Annotated in this window: 22 protein-coding genes; 16 read left to right on the forward strand and 6 right to left on the reverse strand. The window is 28.7% G+C overall.

Annotated elements, in window-relative coordinates; genetic code table 11:
- Positions 1-271 precede the first annotated feature (271 nt).
- The 4 genes from KEC93_RS05955 to KEC93_RS05970 all read left to right on the forward strand — a co-directional run bounded on the left by KEC93_RS05955 (position 272) and on the right by KEC93_RS05970 (position 3,032).
- Positions 272-1,231, forward strand: coding sequence for an Rpn family recombination-promoting nuclease/putative transposase (locus KEC93_RS05955; protein WP_111944705.1), 960 nt, complete (start codon positions 272-274; stop codon positions 1,229-1,231).
- Positions 1,232-1,418: 187 nt separating this feature from the next.
- Positions 1,419-1,679: a DUF4160 domain-containing protein gene (locus tag KEC93_RS05960; protein ID WP_077870043.1), complete on the forward strand. Its 261-nt coding sequence runs from the start codon at positions 1,419-1,421 to the stop codon at positions 1,677-1,679.
- A 12-nt stretch (positions 1,680-1,691) separates the two neighbouring features.
- A complete protein-coding gene (locus tag KEC93_RS05965) occupies positions 1,692-1,967 on the forward strand; it encodes a DUF2442 domain-containing protein (protein ID WP_077870044.1) in 276 nt (91 codons plus the stop codon).
- Between the two features lie 216 nt (positions 1,968-2,183).
- The gene (locus tag KEC93_RS05970; protein WP_077870047.1) at positions 2,184-3,032 is read left to right on the forward strand and encodes an Rpn family recombination-promoting nuclease/putative transposase; all 849 of its coding nucleotides are present in this window, start codon (positions 2,184-2,186) and stop codon (positions 3,030-3,032) included.
- Positions 3,033-3,241: 209 nt separating this feature from the next.
- On the opposite strand, the gene KEC93_RS05975 is transcribed toward KEC93_RS05970, so the two are convergent.
- The 5 genes from KEC93_RS05975 to KEC93_RS05995 all read right to left on the reverse strand — a co-directional run bounded on the left by KEC93_RS05975 (position 3,242) and on the right by KEC93_RS05995 (position 5,575).
- Positions 3,242-3,460 (reverse strand): DUF2922 domain-containing protein, encoded by a 219-nt coding sequence (locus KEC93_RS05975; protein WP_017210821.1) that lies wholly within the window; start codon positions 3,458-3,460, stop codon positions 3,242-3,244.
- Between the two features lie 158 nt (positions 3,461-3,618).
- The gene (locus tag KEC93_RS05980; protein ID WP_039771247.1) at positions 3,619-3,843 is read right to left on the reverse strand and encodes a DUF1659 domain-containing protein; all 225 of its coding nucleotides are present in this window, start codon (positions 3,841-3,843) and stop codon (positions 3,619-3,621) included.
- A 95-nt stretch (positions 3,844-3,938) separates the two neighbouring features.
- Entirely contained in the window at positions 3,939-4,136 is a 198-nt protein-coding gene (locus KEC93_RS05985; protein ID WP_023973389.1) for a YvrJ family protein, read from the reverse strand.
- Positions 4,118-4,708, reverse strand: coding sequence for a sigma-70 family RNA polymerase sigma factor (locus KEC93_RS05990; protein WP_077870045.1), 591 nt, complete (start codon positions 4,706-4,708; stop codon positions 4,118-4,120). Before KEC93_RS05990 ends, KEC93_RS05985 begins: the two co-directional genes overlap by 19 nt.
- Positions 4,709-5,155: 447 nt before the next feature.
- Complete coding sequence (locus KEC93_RS05995) at positions 5,156-5,575, reverse strand: helix-turn-helix domain-containing protein (RefSeq protein WP_039771244.1); 420 nt, start codon at positions 5,573-5,575, stop codon at positions 5,156-5,158.
- 193 nt (positions 5,576-5,768) lie between these two features.
- On the opposite strand from KEC93_RS05995, the gene KEC93_RS06000 reads away from it, so the two are divergent.
- The 12 genes from KEC93_RS06000 (at position 5,769) to KEC93_RS06055 (ending at position 17,603) form a co-directional block, all read left to right on the forward strand.
- Positions 5,769-5,972 (forward strand): helix-turn-helix domain-containing protein, encoded by a 204-nt coding sequence (locus tag KEC93_RS06000; RefSeq protein WP_039771242.1) that lies wholly within the window; start codon positions 5,769-5,771, stop codon positions 5,970-5,972.
- Between the two features lie 53 nt (positions 5,973-6,025).
- Positions 6,026-6,574, forward strand: a complete 549-nt coding sequence (locus KEC93_RS06005) for a YqaJ viral recombinase family protein (protein ID WP_051144820.1) — start codon at positions 6,026-6,028, stop codon at positions 6,572-6,574.
- A gap of 374 nt (positions 6,575-6,948) precedes the next feature.
- Positions 6,949-7,992, forward strand: coding sequence for a putative phage replisome organizer (locus KEC93_RS06010; RefSeq protein ID WP_077868330.1), 1,044 nt, complete (start codon positions 6,949-6,951; stop codon positions 7,990-7,992).
- Between the two features lie 191 nt (positions 7,993-8,183).
- Complete coding sequence (locus tag KEC93_RS06015; protein WP_077868331.1) at positions 8,184-9,047, forward strand: GH25 family lysozyme; 864 nt, start codon at positions 8,184-8,186, stop codon at positions 9,045-9,047.
- A 226-nt stretch (positions 9,048-9,273) separates the two neighbouring features.
- Positions 9,274-10,182, forward strand: coding sequence for an Rpn family recombination-promoting nuclease/putative transposase (locus KEC93_RS06020; protein ID WP_077868332.1), 909 nt, complete (start codon positions 9,274-9,276; stop codon positions 10,180-10,182).
- Between the two features lie 41 nt (positions 10,183-10,223).
- On the forward strand, positions 10,224-11,189 hold the full coding sequence (locus KEC93_RS06025; protein ID WP_077868333.1) for an Rpn family recombination-promoting nuclease/putative transposase: 966 nt from the start codon (positions 10,224-10,226) through the stop codon (positions 11,187-11,189).
- Between the two features lie 199 nt (positions 11,190-11,388).
- Positions 11,389-11,727 carry a hypothetical protein gene (locus KEC93_RS06030; RefSeq protein ID WP_173696062.1) on the forward strand — a complete coding sequence of 113 codons (339 nt, stop codon included), beginning with the start codon at positions 11,389-11,391 and terminating at the stop codon, positions 11,725-11,727.
- A gap of 298 nt (positions 11,728-12,025) precedes the next feature.
- A complete protein-coding gene (locus KEC93_RS06035; protein WP_077305086.1) occupies positions 12,026-12,877 on the forward strand; it encodes an Rpn family recombination-promoting nuclease/putative transposase in 852 nt (283 codons plus the stop codon).
- A 348-nt stretch (positions 12,878-13,225) separates the two neighbouring features.
- A complete protein-coding gene (locus KEC93_RS06040) occupies positions 13,226-15,307 on the forward strand; it encodes a hypothetical protein (RefSeq protein ID WP_238892883.1) in 2,082 nt (693 codons plus the stop codon).
- Positions 15,308-15,456: 149 nt separating this feature from the next.
- A complete protein-coding gene (locus KEC93_RS06045; protein ID WP_241394816.1) occupies positions 15,457-15,633 on the forward strand; it encodes a Uma2 family endonuclease in 177 nt (58 codons plus the stop codon).
- A 164-nt stretch (positions 15,634-15,797) separates the two neighbouring features.
- The gene (locus KEC93_RS06050) at positions 15,798-16,847 is read left to right on the forward strand and encodes a galactose ABC transporter substrate-binding protein (protein WP_077868334.1); all 1,050 of its coding nucleotides are present in this window, start codon (positions 15,798-15,800) and stop codon (positions 16,845-16,847) included.
- 180 nt (positions 16,848-17,027) lie between these two features.
- The gene (locus KEC93_RS06055) at positions 17,028-17,603 is read left to right on the forward strand and encodes a Uma2 family endonuclease (protein WP_077868335.1); all 576 of its coding nucleotides are present in this window, start codon (positions 17,028-17,030) and stop codon (positions 17,601-17,603) included.
- A gap of 87 nt (positions 17,604-17,690) precedes the next feature.
- On the opposite strand, the gene KEC93_RS06060 is transcribed toward KEC93_RS06055, so the two are convergent.
- A complete protein-coding gene (locus KEC93_RS06060; protein ID WP_077868336.1) occupies positions 17,691-18,248 on the reverse strand; it encodes a hypothetical protein in 558 nt (185 codons plus the stop codon).
- Positions 18,249-18,596: the final 348 nt, after the last annotated feature.

Genomic DNA, 18,596 nt, shown 5'->3' on the forward strand with positions numbered 1-18,596 from the left:
CACCCATGGGGGAAAGAAAAATTACCCAGTACAAGTGTTATAATAAATTAATGGTGTGAGATTAAACTACGTGAAAGCGTAGTTTTTTTGTTTAGAAAAATAAAAGAAAGTCAATAGCAAGTCGCTCGCAAACTCCCGACTAGCAACCCCTAAGGGAAACAGAATTTTCCAAGTACAAGTACTGCACTAAGTGAATTGTTTAGTGCAATTTTTTGTTTTAAGAAAATGAAATATAGTTTATAATTAAAGTAAGAAACAAGGGAGTGATATGGTGAAAGAGAATAAAGTATATCATGAACATGATGTAGGCTATAAGCACATATTTTCACATAAGGGTACTTTTTTAGAATTTTTAAGAAGTTTTACTAAAAAGGGATGGGCAGACTTAATAAAAGAAGAGGATTTAATATTAGTAGATAAATCTTATATACTTTCAGATTTTGAAGAGGAAGAATCGGATATACTTTATAGGGTAAACATAAATGGAGAAGAAGTAATATTTTATGTGTTACTAGAATTTCAATCGAAAGTAGACTTTCAAATGCCAATGAGGTTGCTGTTTTATATGACAGAAGTTTGGAGAGATGTACTAAAAAATGCGGATAAGAGTGAGGTTAAAAGAAAATCTTTTAGGCTACCAGCAGTTATCCCGATAGTGTTATACAATGGAAAAAATAAATGGACAGCAAAGACAAGTTTTAAGCAAATATTAAGTGGATATGAATTATTTGAAGATAATATATTAAACTTTAATTATATGCTATTTGATATAAATAGATATTCAGATGAAGAGCTATATAGTGTATCTAATTTAGTATCAGCAGTATTTTTATTAGATCAGGAAATGGATGAAGATGAATTAATAAGAAGACTAAGAAAATTAATATATATTCTAAAGAAAATTTCGCCGGAACAGCTTAGTGTTTTTAAGCAATGGCTCAAGAAAATAGTAAAGCCTAGATTAACTGAAGAAATGCAAAAAGAAGTTGATGAGGTATTAGATAAATCTAATCAGGAGGAGGTAGATTTTATGGTTAGCAATTTAGGAAAGACTTTAGAAAAGATGGAAAGAAAAGCAACAGAAAAAGGAATAGAAAAAGGAATAGAAAAGAAAGCAAAGGAAACAGCTATAAAGGCTATAGAAATGGGAATGAATAATGAGGTTATAACTGAGTTAACAGGACTATCAAATGAAGATATAGATTTTATTAGAAAAGGACAAAGTCACTAACTGAGCCACCCATGGGGGAAATAAAAATTAGCAAGTGAGGCACTTGTGACTCACTTGCACCCCCGAGGTCCAAAATTTTACAGGTACAAGCAATGCACTAAAGGATTATTTAGTGCATTTTTTGTTTTAAGCGAATAGTTTTTAGGATATAATATAACTAATAAATAGAAATAAAGAGGTGAGTGGATTGCCAGAAATAAGCCTATTTTTTGGAATAAGAATTACTATAAATTATAATGATCATGTACCACCACATTTTCATGCTGAATATAATGGTGAAAAGGCATTGGTAGATATTATTAATGGTAGAGTTATGAAAGGATATTTGCCTAAGAGACAATTGAAATTGGTTTTAGCTTGGGCTGAAATTCACAAGGATGAATTGATGCAAAACTGGGAATTGGCTAGAAGTCACCAAGCATTATATAGAATAGCACCATTGAGTTAGGAGGATGTTTAAATGGAATATATGCCAGAAGTTATTCAAGTAAGACCAACAAATGATTTCAAAGTTTATGTTTATTTTGATGATGGTTCGATTAAGCTATATGATGCTAAGGAGTTAATAAATAAAGGTATATTTACTAAAGTTAAGGATATAAATGTTTTTAAGGAAACTTGCACTGTCTTAAATGGAACACTGGCTTGGGATTTGGATGGTAATTATAATGAAAATACATGTTTAGATATTGATCCGTTTGAGATATATGAAAATTGTCCGGATGTAGATGAGTAGCAATTGATGGTACGCCAAGCAAGGGGGGAATAGCCGAAGCAAGTCGCTCGCAAACTCTCGACTAGCAACCCCTGAGGCCTAAAATTTTACAGGTACAAGCGTTGCACTAAATGGAATCTTAGTGCAATTTTTGGTTTTAAGGAAATTGGCTATGGGGTATAATATTACTATAATCAATATCAAGTGCGAATATATATGAGAGAGGAAGTGAAGCTTGTGTGTAAATTAAATCCAAAAGTTGATTTTGCATTTAAAAAGTTATTTGGAAGTGAAGAAAATAAAAGTATATTAATAGCATTTATAAATTCCATAATATCAGAGAAAAATAAAATAGAAGATATAGAGTTAAAGAATCCATATAATATTTCAAATTACCGAAAAGGTAAAATGACAATTCTTGATATAAAAGCAGTAGATGAAAAAGGAATATGGTATGATATAGAGATGCAAATAGCAGAACAAGGCTTTTATGATAAAAGAGCTTTTTATTATTGGTCAAAGGTGTATTCAGATCAGATAGAAAGTGGAGATGATTTTGAAATTTTAAGAAAGACTATAGGAATAAATATATTAGATTTTAATTACTTAAAAGAGGAAGATTTTCATAATGTATATAAGGTTTATAATGAAAAAACAAAAGAAGAATTTTCTGATTTATTTGAAATGCATTTTATAGAACTAAATAAATTTAAGAAGGATTATAAGGATGTAAAAACTGCGTTAGATAGATGGGTTAGCTTTTTAAATAGAGCTTATGAAATAGATAAATATAAAATACCAAAAGAATTAGAAGAAGACGAAAACATAAAAAAAGCTATAGAAAAGTTGGATATAATGTATTTAGACAAAGAAGAAAGGGAAATATATGAGAATGATTTAAAAGCACTACGTATTCATAATGCAGAAATTAGGAGTGCTGAAGAAAAAGGAATAAAAGAAGGAATAAAACAAGGACAGTATCAGGAAAAAATAAATATAGCTAAAAACTTATTAGATTTTTTAGACAATAAAACAATAGCGATTAAAACTGGATTAACTATAGAAGAAATACAAAAATTAAGGTGAGATATAGCAAGCATTCGCTAAAAGTACTCAGTAATGATACAATCCATCTCTCCATATTATTTTATCATATGACAGAGTAGCTCTTTTTTCAGTAGAATTACTTTCATTTGAATTAGTAGTATTCCTTAATATCTAGTATTTTAAACCAATTTATATTTTTTATACTATTGAAAAAGGCTCGTTACAACAAAGTAACGAGTCTTTTAATTTTATGCTATATCAATTTTTGTAACAGTTTTCTGTGTTAATTTAGCGTCTGATTTTTTTACTAAAGCTCCAGAGGAGCTGAAGAAGACATTCTTTTGAATGATTGTGTCCATAAGAGAATTTACCTCAGCAGGAGTAACATCAGGTTTAACCCCGCTGATACTGAAGTTGCTTTTTAATCCATTTTCAGTTATAAAAGTCATTGCTAAAACATATTCCATAATTTAAATCCCCCTAAAATTTTATTTATAGTAGTTAAAGATTGATTATAAGATGAAGGATAAGAGAAAGTACCTTTTTAAATATTAAGTAAACTAAGGATTACTTAAAGTTTAATGCATATTTTGAAAGGAAAGTTAAGTGTTTGATTGAGCTGTTTTTATTCTTGAGTAAGGCTTGAAGATTCATTTAACAAAGTGGATCTTGTACCAGTGGACATAACACTCTTAATTGCTTCTCCTACTGCATATGCATTTTCTGGAGCTACGTCAGTCCTCACATTTGCAAAGCTTTTCTTGCTGTAGATTGGGTCGCCAGCTTTATCCAACCCACTTTGAACCTCGATACTTAAAGATGTAGTTTTAATTTGTTTTGCTACTGCCATATTTTCTTACCTCCTAAATTTTGTTCTCATATTGTATATACATAAAAATTGATTTTTATAAAGGGTAATTTGAAAATTTTTTTAAAATTTATTTTTTATTTCAGATTTTGAACTTCGCTATCACATGAAGTATCAATGACAACACCTAGTTTAGTAGAAATTATAGTATTTAATTTGTTTATTGAAGATGAAAGGGTAGATAGTTGTTTTTCAAGGCGAAATAGTAAATAAGCGCACACTGCTATAGGAAATCCAGCATTAGTAATAAGGCTCATCATATCGTTAATTCCCATAATTCATTACCTCCAACAATACAACTTTTTAATTTTTTTAAAGCTTTTTTCTTTCTTTTTAAAGCTGTCATATATGATACATTCTCATGATAAGCATAATTTGTAAGGGTATTTTTCATAAAAAAGACAAAGTTTATTAAATACCTCTCTGAATCGCTTAAATTATTTTTTATTGCAGATAATAGTTTAATGTTCTCATATTCAAGATTCATACTTTCATCTTCCATATCATTACTTAGAGAAGTATTACACTCAATATCATCACTTAAAGAGAAATATCCATCAATATCTTTTCGATTATCGTATCTTTTTAGTAGAACAAGTAGATTATTTTTTATGGAATTTGTGGCATATGCAACAAAACGATGAGTATTTAAATCGTACTTAGCTATGCAGTTAAAAAGCATTAAGAAGCACTCATTTTTAATATCGCATTTTTCATAACCATGGATAAATGTTCTCATAGATAAGGAATTTATAAGTGGAGTAAATTCCTTAATTAAATTTTCTTTAGCTTTAAGGTCACCACCCTTAGCCTTTGAGGCTAAGTGTTCAATATAATCATAATTCACATATAATCCCTCCTAAAAATTACTTTTCATAAGAGATATACAGAAAAAAAGATTTTTATAAACACTTTGGGAACAAATTTTAAGAAAAAATTTAAAAAAATATATATTGCAAAAATAATTCTTCATGATAATTCTAAAAATATTACAAGAATTTTAACCGTAATTGTGAATTGCAACATATATAGGATATTAGGTATGTACAATATGGATATCAAATTTGAAAATTGGATATTCATATTTATAATTTCGATAAGTTATAACATAAATCTAGGTTATATTCTGTTTATCTATAATGTATGTTAAGTTGTGTATTTAAAATATATATTGCAAAAATAATTCTAATTATAAAAATATTTAAAGAATTTTAACTGCAATTGTGAATTGTGCATTGTGAATTGAGTAAAGAAGAAAGTTGAGAAAATAGAAGCTAGAAATTTATCTAGTCTTCTACCTATATAAATTTTTTGATTTTTTTGATATATAAATACGAATAAAATCCTCAAAGATTAGAAGATCTTTAAGAGTGATCTTATCGTTCTCCAATAATTTTGCTAGTGTTTTTACTTTATTGGCCTTTTTAGAATAACGTATTTTAGGTTTTGTCTTATTTAAATTAGCAGAAGAATCAACGCTAATTAAGTTTTCATATTGATCAAAACCAAGAAGAAAGTCTGTAGTGACATTATAGTATGAGGCTAAGCGTTTCAAGTGATCATATATTGGTGCTGCTTTACCAGTTTCCCATTTAGAAAGCATGCTTCCAGTAATATTAATATCAAATGTTTTATTTATTTCAGAAGCTAGCTGATCTAGAGTAATATTCTTTTTTAATCGCAAGTTCTTAAGGATTATACCTGTTATATTCATATTTCTCCTCCATAATGTAAAAGATTACTTTGGAGATAAGTATACAACTGTAAGCGACAAAAAGCAAGAAAATAATTTGAAAAAATTTCCAAAAAAATCATTGACACTTATAGCTGTAGTCGTATAATTAAATTAACGGTGGCAACTTAAACCAAATGCTGTTACGATAAAATTATATAAGGGGGAATATAGTATGTCAAAGTCACAAGCTCAATATAATAAATTTAAGGAATTCTTATTGGTGAATAACATCAAACAAAGTGAGTTAGCAGAACACATTGGCAGATCAAGCTCTTTTGTTAACAATGCGTTAAATGGAAGAGGTGCAAGATTTACTTCAGAAGATTTAAACGCAATAAGATGTTTATTTAATATTAGAATAAGTGAATATTTTTAATATATGCGTTTTGTAAACGATGACATGAAAGTATTTACGTTTAAGGGGGAAGTATGGCAGAAAGAGATTTAAAATTCATTTATGGGAATGAGATAGGGATAATATTAGGTATAAATGCAAAGAAAACAATAAAAGAATTATATGAAGAGAAGTTAGAAAAAGGTCAGAGTAGACATATAAATCTTAAGGAAGAATATGAAGAAATTTATTGGTTTAATACTTTAAAGGAGATTTTATGTAAAGAATTTACCATAAGAAGTGGTAAGAAGGTAAGAAAAGAATTAAAAACAATTATTGATGAAGAATATGAATTTATGTGTTGTAAAGTAGATAGAAGAATAGTTGGTGAAAATTCTATTTTACTTTGCAGCATATATAATGGAATTAACTTTGATGAAGAAATAAATAAAAATGTTTTTCTTGAATGTCAACATAATATGAGAGTTACAAAAGCCGATAAATGCTATTTTGCATGTTTAATCAACAGCAGAAAATTTGTATTTAAAGAGATACATAGAGATGAAAAGGTGATTTCAAAGATAGTTAATGAAGAGAAAGTATTTTTTTATGATCATATCTTAAAGGAAATTTCGCCTAGGTGACTAAAGATATAGATAAATAGCCTATACAGTGGAGTTTAGTCATGGCTGTTTATCTATATTTATATAGTTTCAGAGATTACTTTATTTTTGTGAGAATTATAGAACTATTAAATCTGCGTATATTTACCAATTATGAGTACAGCTTATAATGTATATTGCAAAAATAATTCTTCGCGATAATTGTAAAAATACTACAAGAATTTTAGCCATAATTGCCAATTGTGAATTGTGAATTGTGCATTGCCAATCGTGCATTGTGCATTTCAACATATATGTACCATTTAAGTTAGGTTGAAGAGAAGAAAATGAGTGAAAATAAATCTAAAAGGGAGTACTGAATATTTTAAGTAAAAATTAGGTAGGGGACGATATTTATGAAGGGGATAGAGTGGATTAAGCTAAATACAAATATGTGTGAAGATGAAACAATGAGATTAATTGACTCACTGCCATTAAGAGATTGTACAAATTATGTATGGATAAGACTGCTTTTACAGGCGGGAAAGGTTAATGATGGTGGATTAATATATCTAAAAAAAGACGTACCTTATACTAAAAAAATGCTGTCTATATTATTTAACAGGCCACTAGATATTATAGAAGAGGTTCTAGATATATTAGAATCTTTTAAGCTTATTAAAATTTATGAAAATGGCGTAATAAAAATATGCAACTGGGAAAAACATCAAAATATTGAAGGAATGAAAAGAGTAAAAGAGGGTACTCGTGAAAGAGTTAAAAACTTTAGAGAAAGAAAGAAAAAAGAAAAGGAACTTGTAGAGAAAAAATTAAATACTGATGAAGCTTGTAATAATGCCATAAATGAAGGAAGTGATACTAATAAAATTAACAAAAATAAAAACTGTAACGCAAATGTAACGCTACAGAAGGAGAAGAGAGAAGAAGATAAAGAACATAAGAAAAAGAATATAGATAAAAAAGAGAATAAAGAAAAAGATAAGGTAAATGATGTTGCTTTAACAAAAGAAAATGATGAATCTTATGATAAAGCTCATATACAGACTAAAATTCTCTCTTCGTCTCATGATGAAATAAAATCACAGGCTCTTAAAATTATAAAAACCTTAGAAGAAGATAATAAAGTCATAAGAGGATTTACTTTAAGCTGGGTAATAAAAGAGTTAATGATTCATAAAGAAAAGTATGTAGAAATGGCTGTTAGAGAGGCCATAGAAAGAAATAAGCTTGATATAAATTATATTAATGGTATCCTTAAAAACTGGCTTAAGGAAGGATATCCAAAAGACTATGAAGATATGGAGTTTAATGATTGCGATGCAGGCAATTCATCATTTGTTAAAGAAAAACCAAAACTTAGATTTATTAACTTTGAGCCTAGGCAGTATGATTATGATGATTTAGAGAAGAAACTTCTAGGGTGGAACGAAGATAGTTAATCATATGAATTGGTTATTTTAGGGATTATGTCTTAATATATTGCAAAAATAATTCTTCATGGTAATTCTAAATATATCGCAAGAATTTTATCCCTAATTGAGAACTGTGCATTGTGAATTGTGAATTGTGAATTGCAAAATGTGCATTGTGCATTGTGAATTGAAAAAAAGTATATAAGGGGGTATAGGTAATGAGGTATGTTAAAGGAATTGATATATCAAATAATAATGCAAGTATTGATTTTGATAAAGTTTCAGAAGATAACATAGAATGCGTCTATATGAAAGCTACTGAGGGGAAGACTTTTCAAGACAGCAGACTAGAGGAGTTTTATGATTTATGTAAAAGCCATGGGATAAATGTTGGAGCTTATCATTTTTTAGTTAGTACAAGCTCTCCAGAGGCTCAGGCAGGAAACTTTTATAAAAAGATTAAAGACTGTGCATGGGACATGATTCCTATGCTTGATATTGAATCTGAATTTGATGAATTGTGTGATTATATAATAAGATTTGTAAATGCATTTAAGGAATTAAGTCCTCTTCAATTAGGAATCTACTCTTATACAGGATTTTTATCAAATATAGAAGAGATAAAAAGTAAAATAAAAGATTATCCTTTCTGGGAAGCAAATTATAATAATGATCCCTGGAACCTTCCTTCAAATTTCTTTACTAATAGAATAGGGCATCAATATACTGAAAATGGAGATATATCAGGGGTAAGTGGAAAGTGTGATGTGAATTTATTTACAGAAGGGGTTTTGCTTAAAAATAATATGTACTTAGGAACTTGGATAAATGAGAATGATAAATGGTGGTATAAGCATAATGATGGAACTTTTACTAAGGATGATTGGGAATTTATAAACGGAAAATGGTATTTGTTTGATGCAGAGGGCTGGATGGTTCATGATTGGAAAAAGTATGGAGATAGTTGGTATTACTTTGGAGATTGCAATGATGGAGCTATGAAAACTGGATGGTATTATGATGAAAAATCCTCTAAATGGTACTACTTTAATGAGGAAGGCATAATGCAGACAGACGTATAAAGAAGAGCATTAAGACATAATTCAAAAGATTGTGAATTTAATCTTGAAATTAATATAAAAGGTTTTAAAATTAATTTTAAAACATGTGAACAATCTCCTATTAAAAGGAGCTGCACTAAGTGATTATTTAGTGCAATTTTTTTGTTTTAATGAAATAATTTATAGGCTATAATATTACTATAGTTAATGTTAGATGTGAATGTGTAGTAGAGAGGAAGTGGAGCTTGTGTGTAGATTAAATCCAAAAGTTGATTTTGCATTTAAAAAGCTATTTGGAAGTGAAGAGAACAAAGATATTCTTATTTCGTTTATAAATTCAATGTTATCAGAGAATCAACAAATAAAAGATGTATATCTTAAAAATCCATATAATATAGCAAATTATAGAAAAGACAAAATGAGCATACTGGACATAAAAGCAGTAGATGATAAGGGAATCTGGTATGATATAGAGATGCAGCTTTCAGAGCAGATTTTTTATGAAAAGAGAGCCTTTTATTATTGGGCAAAAGTATATTCGGATCAATTAGAAGGTGGATATAATTATGATAAGTTAAGAAAAACTATATCTATAAATATTCTTGATTTTGATTATCTAGATGAAGAAAAATTTCATAATGTATACAAAGTTTACAATGAAAAAAGTAAGAAAGAATTATCCTCTGTATTTGAAATGCACTTTGTAGAATTGAATAAATTCAAAAAGGATTTTAAGGATGTAAGAACAGCTTTAGATAGATGGATAGTTTTTTTAAACAGGGCTTATGAACTTGAAAAGGATAAAATTCCAGAAGAATTGGCAGTAGATGAATCTGTAAAGAAGGCTGTAGAGAGATTGGACGTTATGTATTTGGATAAAGATGAAAGAGAAATATACGAAAATGATTTAAAAAGGCTTAGAGATTACATAGCGGGAATGAAGACAGCTGAAATAAGAGGAATGGAAAAAGGAATGGAAAAAGGAATGGAAAAAGGAATGGAAAAAGGAATGGAAAAAGGAATGGAAAAAGGAATAAAACAAGGACAGTATCATGAAAAAATAAATATAGCTAAAAACTTGCTAGACGTTTTAGACAATAAAACAATAGCTATTAAAACTGGATTAACTATAGAAGAAATACAAAAATTAAGGTAAGATAAGGAAGAAATTGAATTTAATGAAACAATAGGTGAAAAATGAAAATAAAAAAAGAAATGCATCATATACATGATAAAAGCTATAAAGATTTGTTTTCTAATAAGAAAATGCTAGTTACTATGATTCAAAGTTTTGTTGAAAGTCCATGGGGAAAAGACATTACAGAGGATAATATGGAATTAGTAAATAAGTCATATATTCTTTCAGATTATGAGGAATTAGAATCAGATATAGTATATAAAGCAAATATAGAAGATAAAGAAGTAATATTTTATATATTACTAGAATTTCAGTCATATGTTGATTATAGTATGCCTATAAGATTATTTATGTATATGTCAGAAATATGGAGAGAAGTATTAAAGAATACTAAAAAGATAGATGTTAAAAGTAAGGAATTTAAACTTCCAGCAATAGTACCAATCGTATTATATAATGGAGAGTATAAATGGACTGTAGAGAGAAAATTTAAAAATGTTATAAATAAAAACGAATTATTTGGAAATAACATAATTGATTTTGAATATATACTTATAGACATAAATAAGTATGAAAAAGATGAATTGATGAAATTAAAAAATATAGCATCAGCAGTATTTTTATTAGATCAAAAAGTAGATGTTGAAGAATTTATAAGCAGGATAAAAGAGATTGCAATAAACTTTAATAACTTGACAGAAGAACAAAAAATGATGATAAGGCATTGGTTAAGAACGACCTTGAATGACGATATGAAGAATAAATTAGGTGAAAGAATAGAGGATATTTTAATAGCAAAAAAAGAGGAGGTTGAAATAATGACTTCTAATATTTCAAGAACAATAAAAGAAACTTTTGAACAAACTAGAGAAGAAGCGAGATTAGAAGGAAGAGAGGAAGGAAGAGAGGAAGGAAAAATAGAAGTGGCAATAGAGATGTTAAAGGATGGAGAGCCAATAGAAAAAATAATTAAGTATTCAAAGCTTAGTGAAAATGAGATATTAGAGCTAAAGAAAAGTTTATAGAAATCTCACTTCTTCGGTATTTCATAAAGGGGTGAGACCTTTGTGAAAAAATAGGAAAAGGCCCGTTACCATGGTAACGAGCCTTTTAGTTTTATGCTATATCAATTTTAGTAACAGTTTTCTCTGTTAATTTAGCTTCGAATTTTTTAAAAAAGAAAAATATGGTATAATTAAATAAAAATGGTCAGGGGGATGAGCAATGGAACCTTATAGCGATGACAAATATAATAGTAATAATATAGTTAGCGAAGCAAAAAATAAGAGAACTTATTATGCAAAAGCGTCATCAGATAATATAAGTGTTAATATAAAAAGATTAGATGAAAAGTATATTAAAGTATTTAGGGTGACCTCATATTCAGATATTGGTGAGGTGAGAAGAGCAAAGCTTGTTGATAATGATAATATTGTTTTAGATCCAGGAACAACAACTCTTATTATAAGAGTATATAATAATAAACCAGATTCAAGCATAAAATATGAAGATGATAATAATATCTTAAATGAATACGAAGTTAAAGTGGAGTTAGATAAGTAAATTTAATCTTGAAATTAATATAGGATTAGCTTAGTGTTACCAGCACTAAGCTTTTCTTATTTATATTGTATTAAATTTTTTATAAAAATAAACATTTATCTTAAATTATTTAAATTATTCTATGGAGCAATGAGTATCACAAAGGGGGGCAGATACTTTTAAAGAAACACCAAGAACAAGCAGTGAAGTGAATAATTATTTAGTGCAGTTTTTTTGTTTTAGTGAAATTGGTTATAGGTTATAATATTACTATAATCAATATAAAGTATCAATACGTATGAGAGAGGAAGTGAAGCTTGTGTGTAGATTAAATCCCAAAGTTGATTTTGCATTTAAAAAGCTATTTGGAAGTGAAGAGAACAAAGATATTCTTATTTCGTTTATAAATTCAATGTTATCAGAGAATCAACAAATAAAAGATGTATATCTTAAAAATCCATATAATATAGCAAATTATAGAAAAGACAAAATGAGCATACTGGACATAAAAGCAGTAGATGATAAGGGAATCTGGTATGATATAGAGATGCAGCTTTCAGAGCAGATTTTCTATGAAAAGAGAGCCTTTTATTATTGGGCAAAAGTATATTCAGATCAATTAGAAGGCGGATATAATTATGATAAGTTAAGAAAAACAATATCTATAAATATTCTTGACTTTGATTATTTGGATGAAGAAGAATTTCATAATGTATACAAAGTTTACAATGAAAAAAGTAAGAAAGAATTATCCTCTGTATTTGAAATGCACTTTTTAGAATTAAATAAATTCAAAAAGGATTTTAAGGATGTAAGAACAGCTTTAGATAGATGGATAGTTTTTTTAAACAGAGCATATGAGCTTGAAAAGGATAAAATTCCAGAAGAATTAGCAGTAGATGAAGCAGTAAAGAAGGCTGTAGAAAGATTGGACGTTATGTATTTGGATAAAGATGAAAGAGAAATATACGAAAATGATTTAAAAAGACTTAGAGATTACATAGCGGAAATGAAAACAACTGAAATAAGAGGAATAGAAAAAGGAATAAAAGAAGGAGAAAATAAAAAGGCTTTTGAGATAGCTAAAAATTTATTGGATGTTTTAGATAATGAAACTATAGCTGTTAAAACAGGATTAAATATAAATGAAATAGAAAAGTTAAGATTATAAAATAAGTGATAACTCTAGGCTAGCGGTTTTGAAATTCAAAAATTCTCAGTAAGAAATTTAATGAAAAAGGAACTTTTATATATTTAAATAGGAAAAGGCCCATTACTATGAAGTAATGGGCCTTTTGGCTTTATAATACATAAATTTAGAAATTATAAAACTACCAAATAATATGTAGTATTAAATAAATTATGGATATATTTTAAATATTTAGGAAATAAAATGTTTGTTATTTTAATAAAAATATAAAAAAATTATATCAATATAGAGGAAATTGGAATAGCATGAAGAATTATCATACAGTGAAATAAAATAAAACTTTATATGTAAGAAAAGGGGAAATAATAAATGAACAAACATTTAACAGGTTTAGTCGCAGTAGCGGCAGTAGTATCAGTGACAGCTTCATCAATTCCAGCAGAAGCAAAAGTAGCAACAGCAGAAGAAATAAAAACAATTATAGAAGACACTTTAAAAGATTTCGTAGTAACTAATCAAACAACATCGGATGATGTAGAAGCAAAATACAAAGACGCTATATCAGGTTATGAAAATATAACAACGGAACCATATATATGGATAGAAAAAAAAGCTACAAAAACTACAACAGGTTCTGCGGTAATCAATGTGGATATAGCTAATAAATCCCAAACAACTCCGGATTCAGCGTGGGTTTCTATTGACAAAGACATAGCAGTTTTAACTCCGGATCAAGCTGTAGAAGATGCTAAGAAGTCATTGGCTAAGGCAAAATATGAAGTTGTAGATAGTATAGATTCTATGGACATAAAAAATGAAACGACACCTGGAGCTGTATTGATTAGAATTAATGATTCTCTATCTGATCTTGGAGTAACAGCACAGTTTAAAGAGTTTACTATAACTCCGTCAACAACTAATTCTGAAGGTAATTTATATAGCAAAGTTGAGCTGTCAAAGGATGGGAATAGTACTGAGGTAAGATATAAAAAATACATAGATGAAGTAGATGATACTAATCAAACTATGGCAGAATTGGCAAAAGTTATAGAAAATAGAATGGAACATCTTAATGTGAATAATGATTATACAAGTGAGAATATTCTAAATCGTTTAAAGCATTCTGTTGAAAATCCAAATTTATATTTAACGCTAGATAATCTTGATATTACAAAGTCTACTCTAGATACAGAAGGAAAAGCAACTGGAACAATAGTTATACATAAAGATGGTAGTACAGAAACACAAAGTGTATCTTTTAATATAGTAATAGACAAGGAGTTAACAGATGAGGATGAAGAGTTAATAAATGATATTGATGATATATTAAGTGATTATAGTTATACAAAATATAAGGGATCAAATAATACTACAGCAGATCAAATAAAATCAGAAATCGAAAATGGTTTATCAGATGAAAATATAAGAGTAGCTGTTTCAGATTTTGAATTAGATGCAGCTACTGATGATGAGTGGGGATATATAGATTGCAAAATAACACTTACTAGAGCAGATAACTCAGTTGTTACATGCAATGGATGGGTTGATATCTACCCATTATCTTGTAGCGATACAACATCAAATGATTCTTCAGGAAATTCAGGTAACTCGGGCTCATCAAGCGGCTCAAGCTCATCACATCATCATTCATCGGGCAGCTCAAGTTCATCGTCAAATAGCTCAAGTTCATCAAGCAGCTCAAATTCTAACTCAGGAGCTGCAAATTCAGCAAATGGTACTGTATCAGATTCATCTAAACCAGTATCATTAGCTAATATGTCGAAGGAAGCTGTAAAAGCAGTTGAAGCTAAAGTAGTAAATAGTATAAGTGCAGTTACTGGAGCGACTGCTGGAGAAGCTAAAGAATTAGTAACAACAGATGGAGCTAAGTTATCTGTAACACCTATTGCTAAAGATGGTAAGAGTGTAGGAGCTGTTATAACAGCGGAAGCAGCTAGTGCAAAGGCAGTTATTCCAGTTGATAAGAATCAGGCACCAGTTACTGCAGTTTATAAATATGTGCCATTATTAGATAAATATATTCAAGTGCAAAACGCAGTTATAACAACAGATGCTATTACATTACCTGTACAGGCAAATGCAACATATGTTGCTTCACCAACAGTTATGCCAGAAGTGGCTACAATAAAACAAGGATGGGTACAAGCTAACAATAACTGGTATATGGTAAATGTTACAGGAGACCCATTAACAGGATGGCAAAAAGATAATACAGGATGGACTTATATGTCACCATCAACTGGGGCTATGCAAACAGGCTGGGCTCAAGTAGGAGGCTCTTGGTATTACCTAAAGAATAATGGATATATGTCAACAGGATGGGTACAAGACGGAAATACTTGGTACTATTGTAATGCAGATGGTTCAATGGCATCTAATACAACAATTGATGGATATACATTAGGATCAAATGGAGCTTGGATAAGATAATTCTTTAATTAGAGGTGCAGGGGTTGCACCTCTTTTTTAGCTTGCACTAGCTGTAGAAAGATTGGATGTTGTGTATTTAGATAAAGATGAAAGAAAAATATACCCCATCCAATCAGTCTCACGATTTAGTAACGAAATTAAACATATATATGAAATATGGTGTGAAAGAATATTGGATAGTTAATCCTATATTAAATACTGTTATGTTATATACACTAAACCAAGATAGAATGTATGAACAAAGCATAGTTAAGACTGAAACTGGAATTGTCAAATCAAAACTTTTTGAAGAATTTGAAGTTGATATAGAAGATTTATTTTCCTAGGAAATGATTGTTTAGGGTTTTAATAGAGTGGTATTTATTACCACTCTATTTTACTTATACTTAATATTAAATAATTGTAAAATACCCATAATAGGTTAGCATAAATATTTTCGCGATATACATAATAACATTGTGGAAATTTTCTACTGTTGGAGGAAGTAAAAATGTTTAAGAAAATGCTATCTATTATAATGTTTCTAATGATAATGTCATATATGTTATTTAGCTTTAAAGAAAAAGCCACATTTGCGAGTATTAATGTTGCTGAAAAAAGGCCCGTTAGAGTAGCTGTATTTTTAATAAATTTTAGTGATGATTATATTTCTTTAGTGCGTAAAGATTTAGAAGATATTCAAGAAGAAAATCCAGGAAAAGTAGAATTCACGTTTTATGATGCTAAATCAAATCAAGCAGTGCAAAATGAACAGCTTGATAATGTACTTAAAGAAGGTGTTGATCTTATAATAATGCATCTAGTTAAGAACAGGGATGAATTAACGGTAAAAAGAGTTACTAATCAAATTGCTAAAGCTAATATTCCAGTGATATTTTTTAATAGGGAGCCGCTGCTAAGTGAGATTAAAAGATACAATAAATCTCTATATATAGGGTTAGATGCAAAAAGCGATGGAACTATGGAGGGCGAGATTCTTGCTAATGAATGGAACACAAATAGAGATTCCATTGATAAGAACCATGATGGAATAATGCAATATGTTCTTTTAGAAGGTGAAAGAAATAATTTGGTAGCAGCTGATAGAACAAAATATTCTCTTTTAGCACTTAGTGAAGCAGGAGTAGAAACTCAGGAGCTTGAAAGAGTATTTGCTTATTGGAGTAGAGAACTCGCAAAAGAGGCCATAGAGTCGCTATTTTTAAAAACTGGACCTAAAATTGAAGCCATAATTGCAAATGACGACTCCATGGCATTAGGTGCAATTGAAGCACTGCAATCCTATGGATATAATTTAGGAGATAAAGAAAAAAATATTGCAGTAGTTGGTGTTGAGGGGTTGCCAGAATCACAGAAGTTAATTAATGAAGGATTAATGTTAGGGACTATTTTTCAAGATCCAAAAGCAATGGCAGAAGCACTTTATACTATAGGGATGAATATGGTTAAAGGCAGAGATCCAATTGAAGGTACTGATTATCAATTTGATCAAACAGGAGTTGCAATTCGCATACCTAATCAAATTATATACAAGAAATAATTTGATTTAGGAATATTAAAATCAGAGAAGAGCAACCATATACTTTTTGTAAAAATAAAAATTACCGAGCATAAGCATTGTATTAAATCTATTTTTTGTTTTAGGAAGAGAAAATATAGGTTATAATTAAAGTACTAAATAATTTTATGATACAGTTATTGTGTATGGGGAGATGATAGTATGGAATCGGGGAATTTAGAAAAATCATTATTAAAAGAAGAGTGGATTAATAATATAAAATATATGTCGCCAAGGCCTAGATATAATCATATAGAGTTACAAGGAGAATTGTATTTGCAGTTAAGAAACTATTTCAAAAAATCTTGTAATGTTTCAATTGAGGCTGCATTATTTTTGACTAAAGAAGATCCAGCTATTATCAAATCCGATAAAAATATTATTGATAATTTAATAAAATCAAAGAAAGCTGAAGTTGCTCCAGATGTTGCAGTATATTGTGATAAAAATCAAATTTTTTATAGAGGATATATAGGAATTCCGCAATTAGTTATAGAAGTTTTAAGTCCATCAAATTCAGATGATGATCTTATTTCTAAAAAGGATTTATATGAGGAATATGGAGTACCTGAATATTGGATTGTATCACCAATGAGTAAGAAAGTATGGATTTATTCATTAGTAAATAATAAATATGAATTAAAGAATAATTGTACATTAAATGAAAAATTTAAATCTATAAGATTTGACGATTTAGAGATGGATTTATCAGAAGTTGAATTAATAGAAGAGGATTAAGAAAATCTCCTGCCTATATTTTTTATTAGTAGGTGGGAGATTTTTCTCTTTCGTAGCTGAATAAATTTACATAAACATCAGAAGAAGTCATTCATTTTGAGTTTTAAGGTATTCATAATAATAACGAATAGCTTCGTCAACGATGGTATTTAAATAAACATTATCATCAATATGAATGGCTTTAATTTTACTTAAGATTCTTACAGTAGAGCGTCTTAAAGTATAGCTTCTTACCATATCAAAAGCTTCGCCATCAACAGATGGTGTTCTTCCATTTGGATTAACTTTTAAAGTTCTGTGGTCCAAAATTTCATTTTTGACATCAGGATTATATGGAATATCATGAGAATTTAAATTAGGTGTAGTATTAGTGCTATCATTGTTACTGTAATTATTATTATTATTATTGCTATTATTGCTATTATTGTTATTATTGTTGTTGGTGGTGGTATCGTGAATGGTGGGTGGCGCAGGATGTTCAATAAGTTCTTCATCAGAATCAAAAGAAAATGATTTTATAAGAGTCCCATCTAATTTAAGCTCTCCTTCTGAGAAGGTAAATATATCTGAAGATTCATTTTCCACAATGGAAAAATCATCCTTGATTTCGCCTTTTACCTTAGATTTTTTTACAGACATGTTCATTTATAATTCCTCCCTATGTATTAAAATATGAAGAAATAATAGAGTATATAAGCCTCGTCATATCCAGAAATAATTACCCCCTCATATAAGATATATGCAAATATTAAAATATATAAATACTTTAATATGAAAAAATTTAAATTTTTTTATATATTCATAGGTTTCTAGGTTCATATTTTAGAATAAAAATAGGTTTAAATGTTTCTAGGAAAATAGGTTTATGGGAATATATTTTTCTAGGTAAGTATGTTTATAGAAAAATATTTACCTAGGAAAATATTTAAATATGTAAATATTTATAGGAAACATAAGGGTTTGAGATAGATGAATGAAAATTTATATAAAATA

This window comes from Clostridium beijerinckii (genome assembly GCF_018223745.1).
GTDB classification, from domain to species: domain Bacteria; phylum Bacillota; class Clostridia; order Clostridiales; family Clostridiaceae; genus Clostridium; species Clostridium beijerinckii.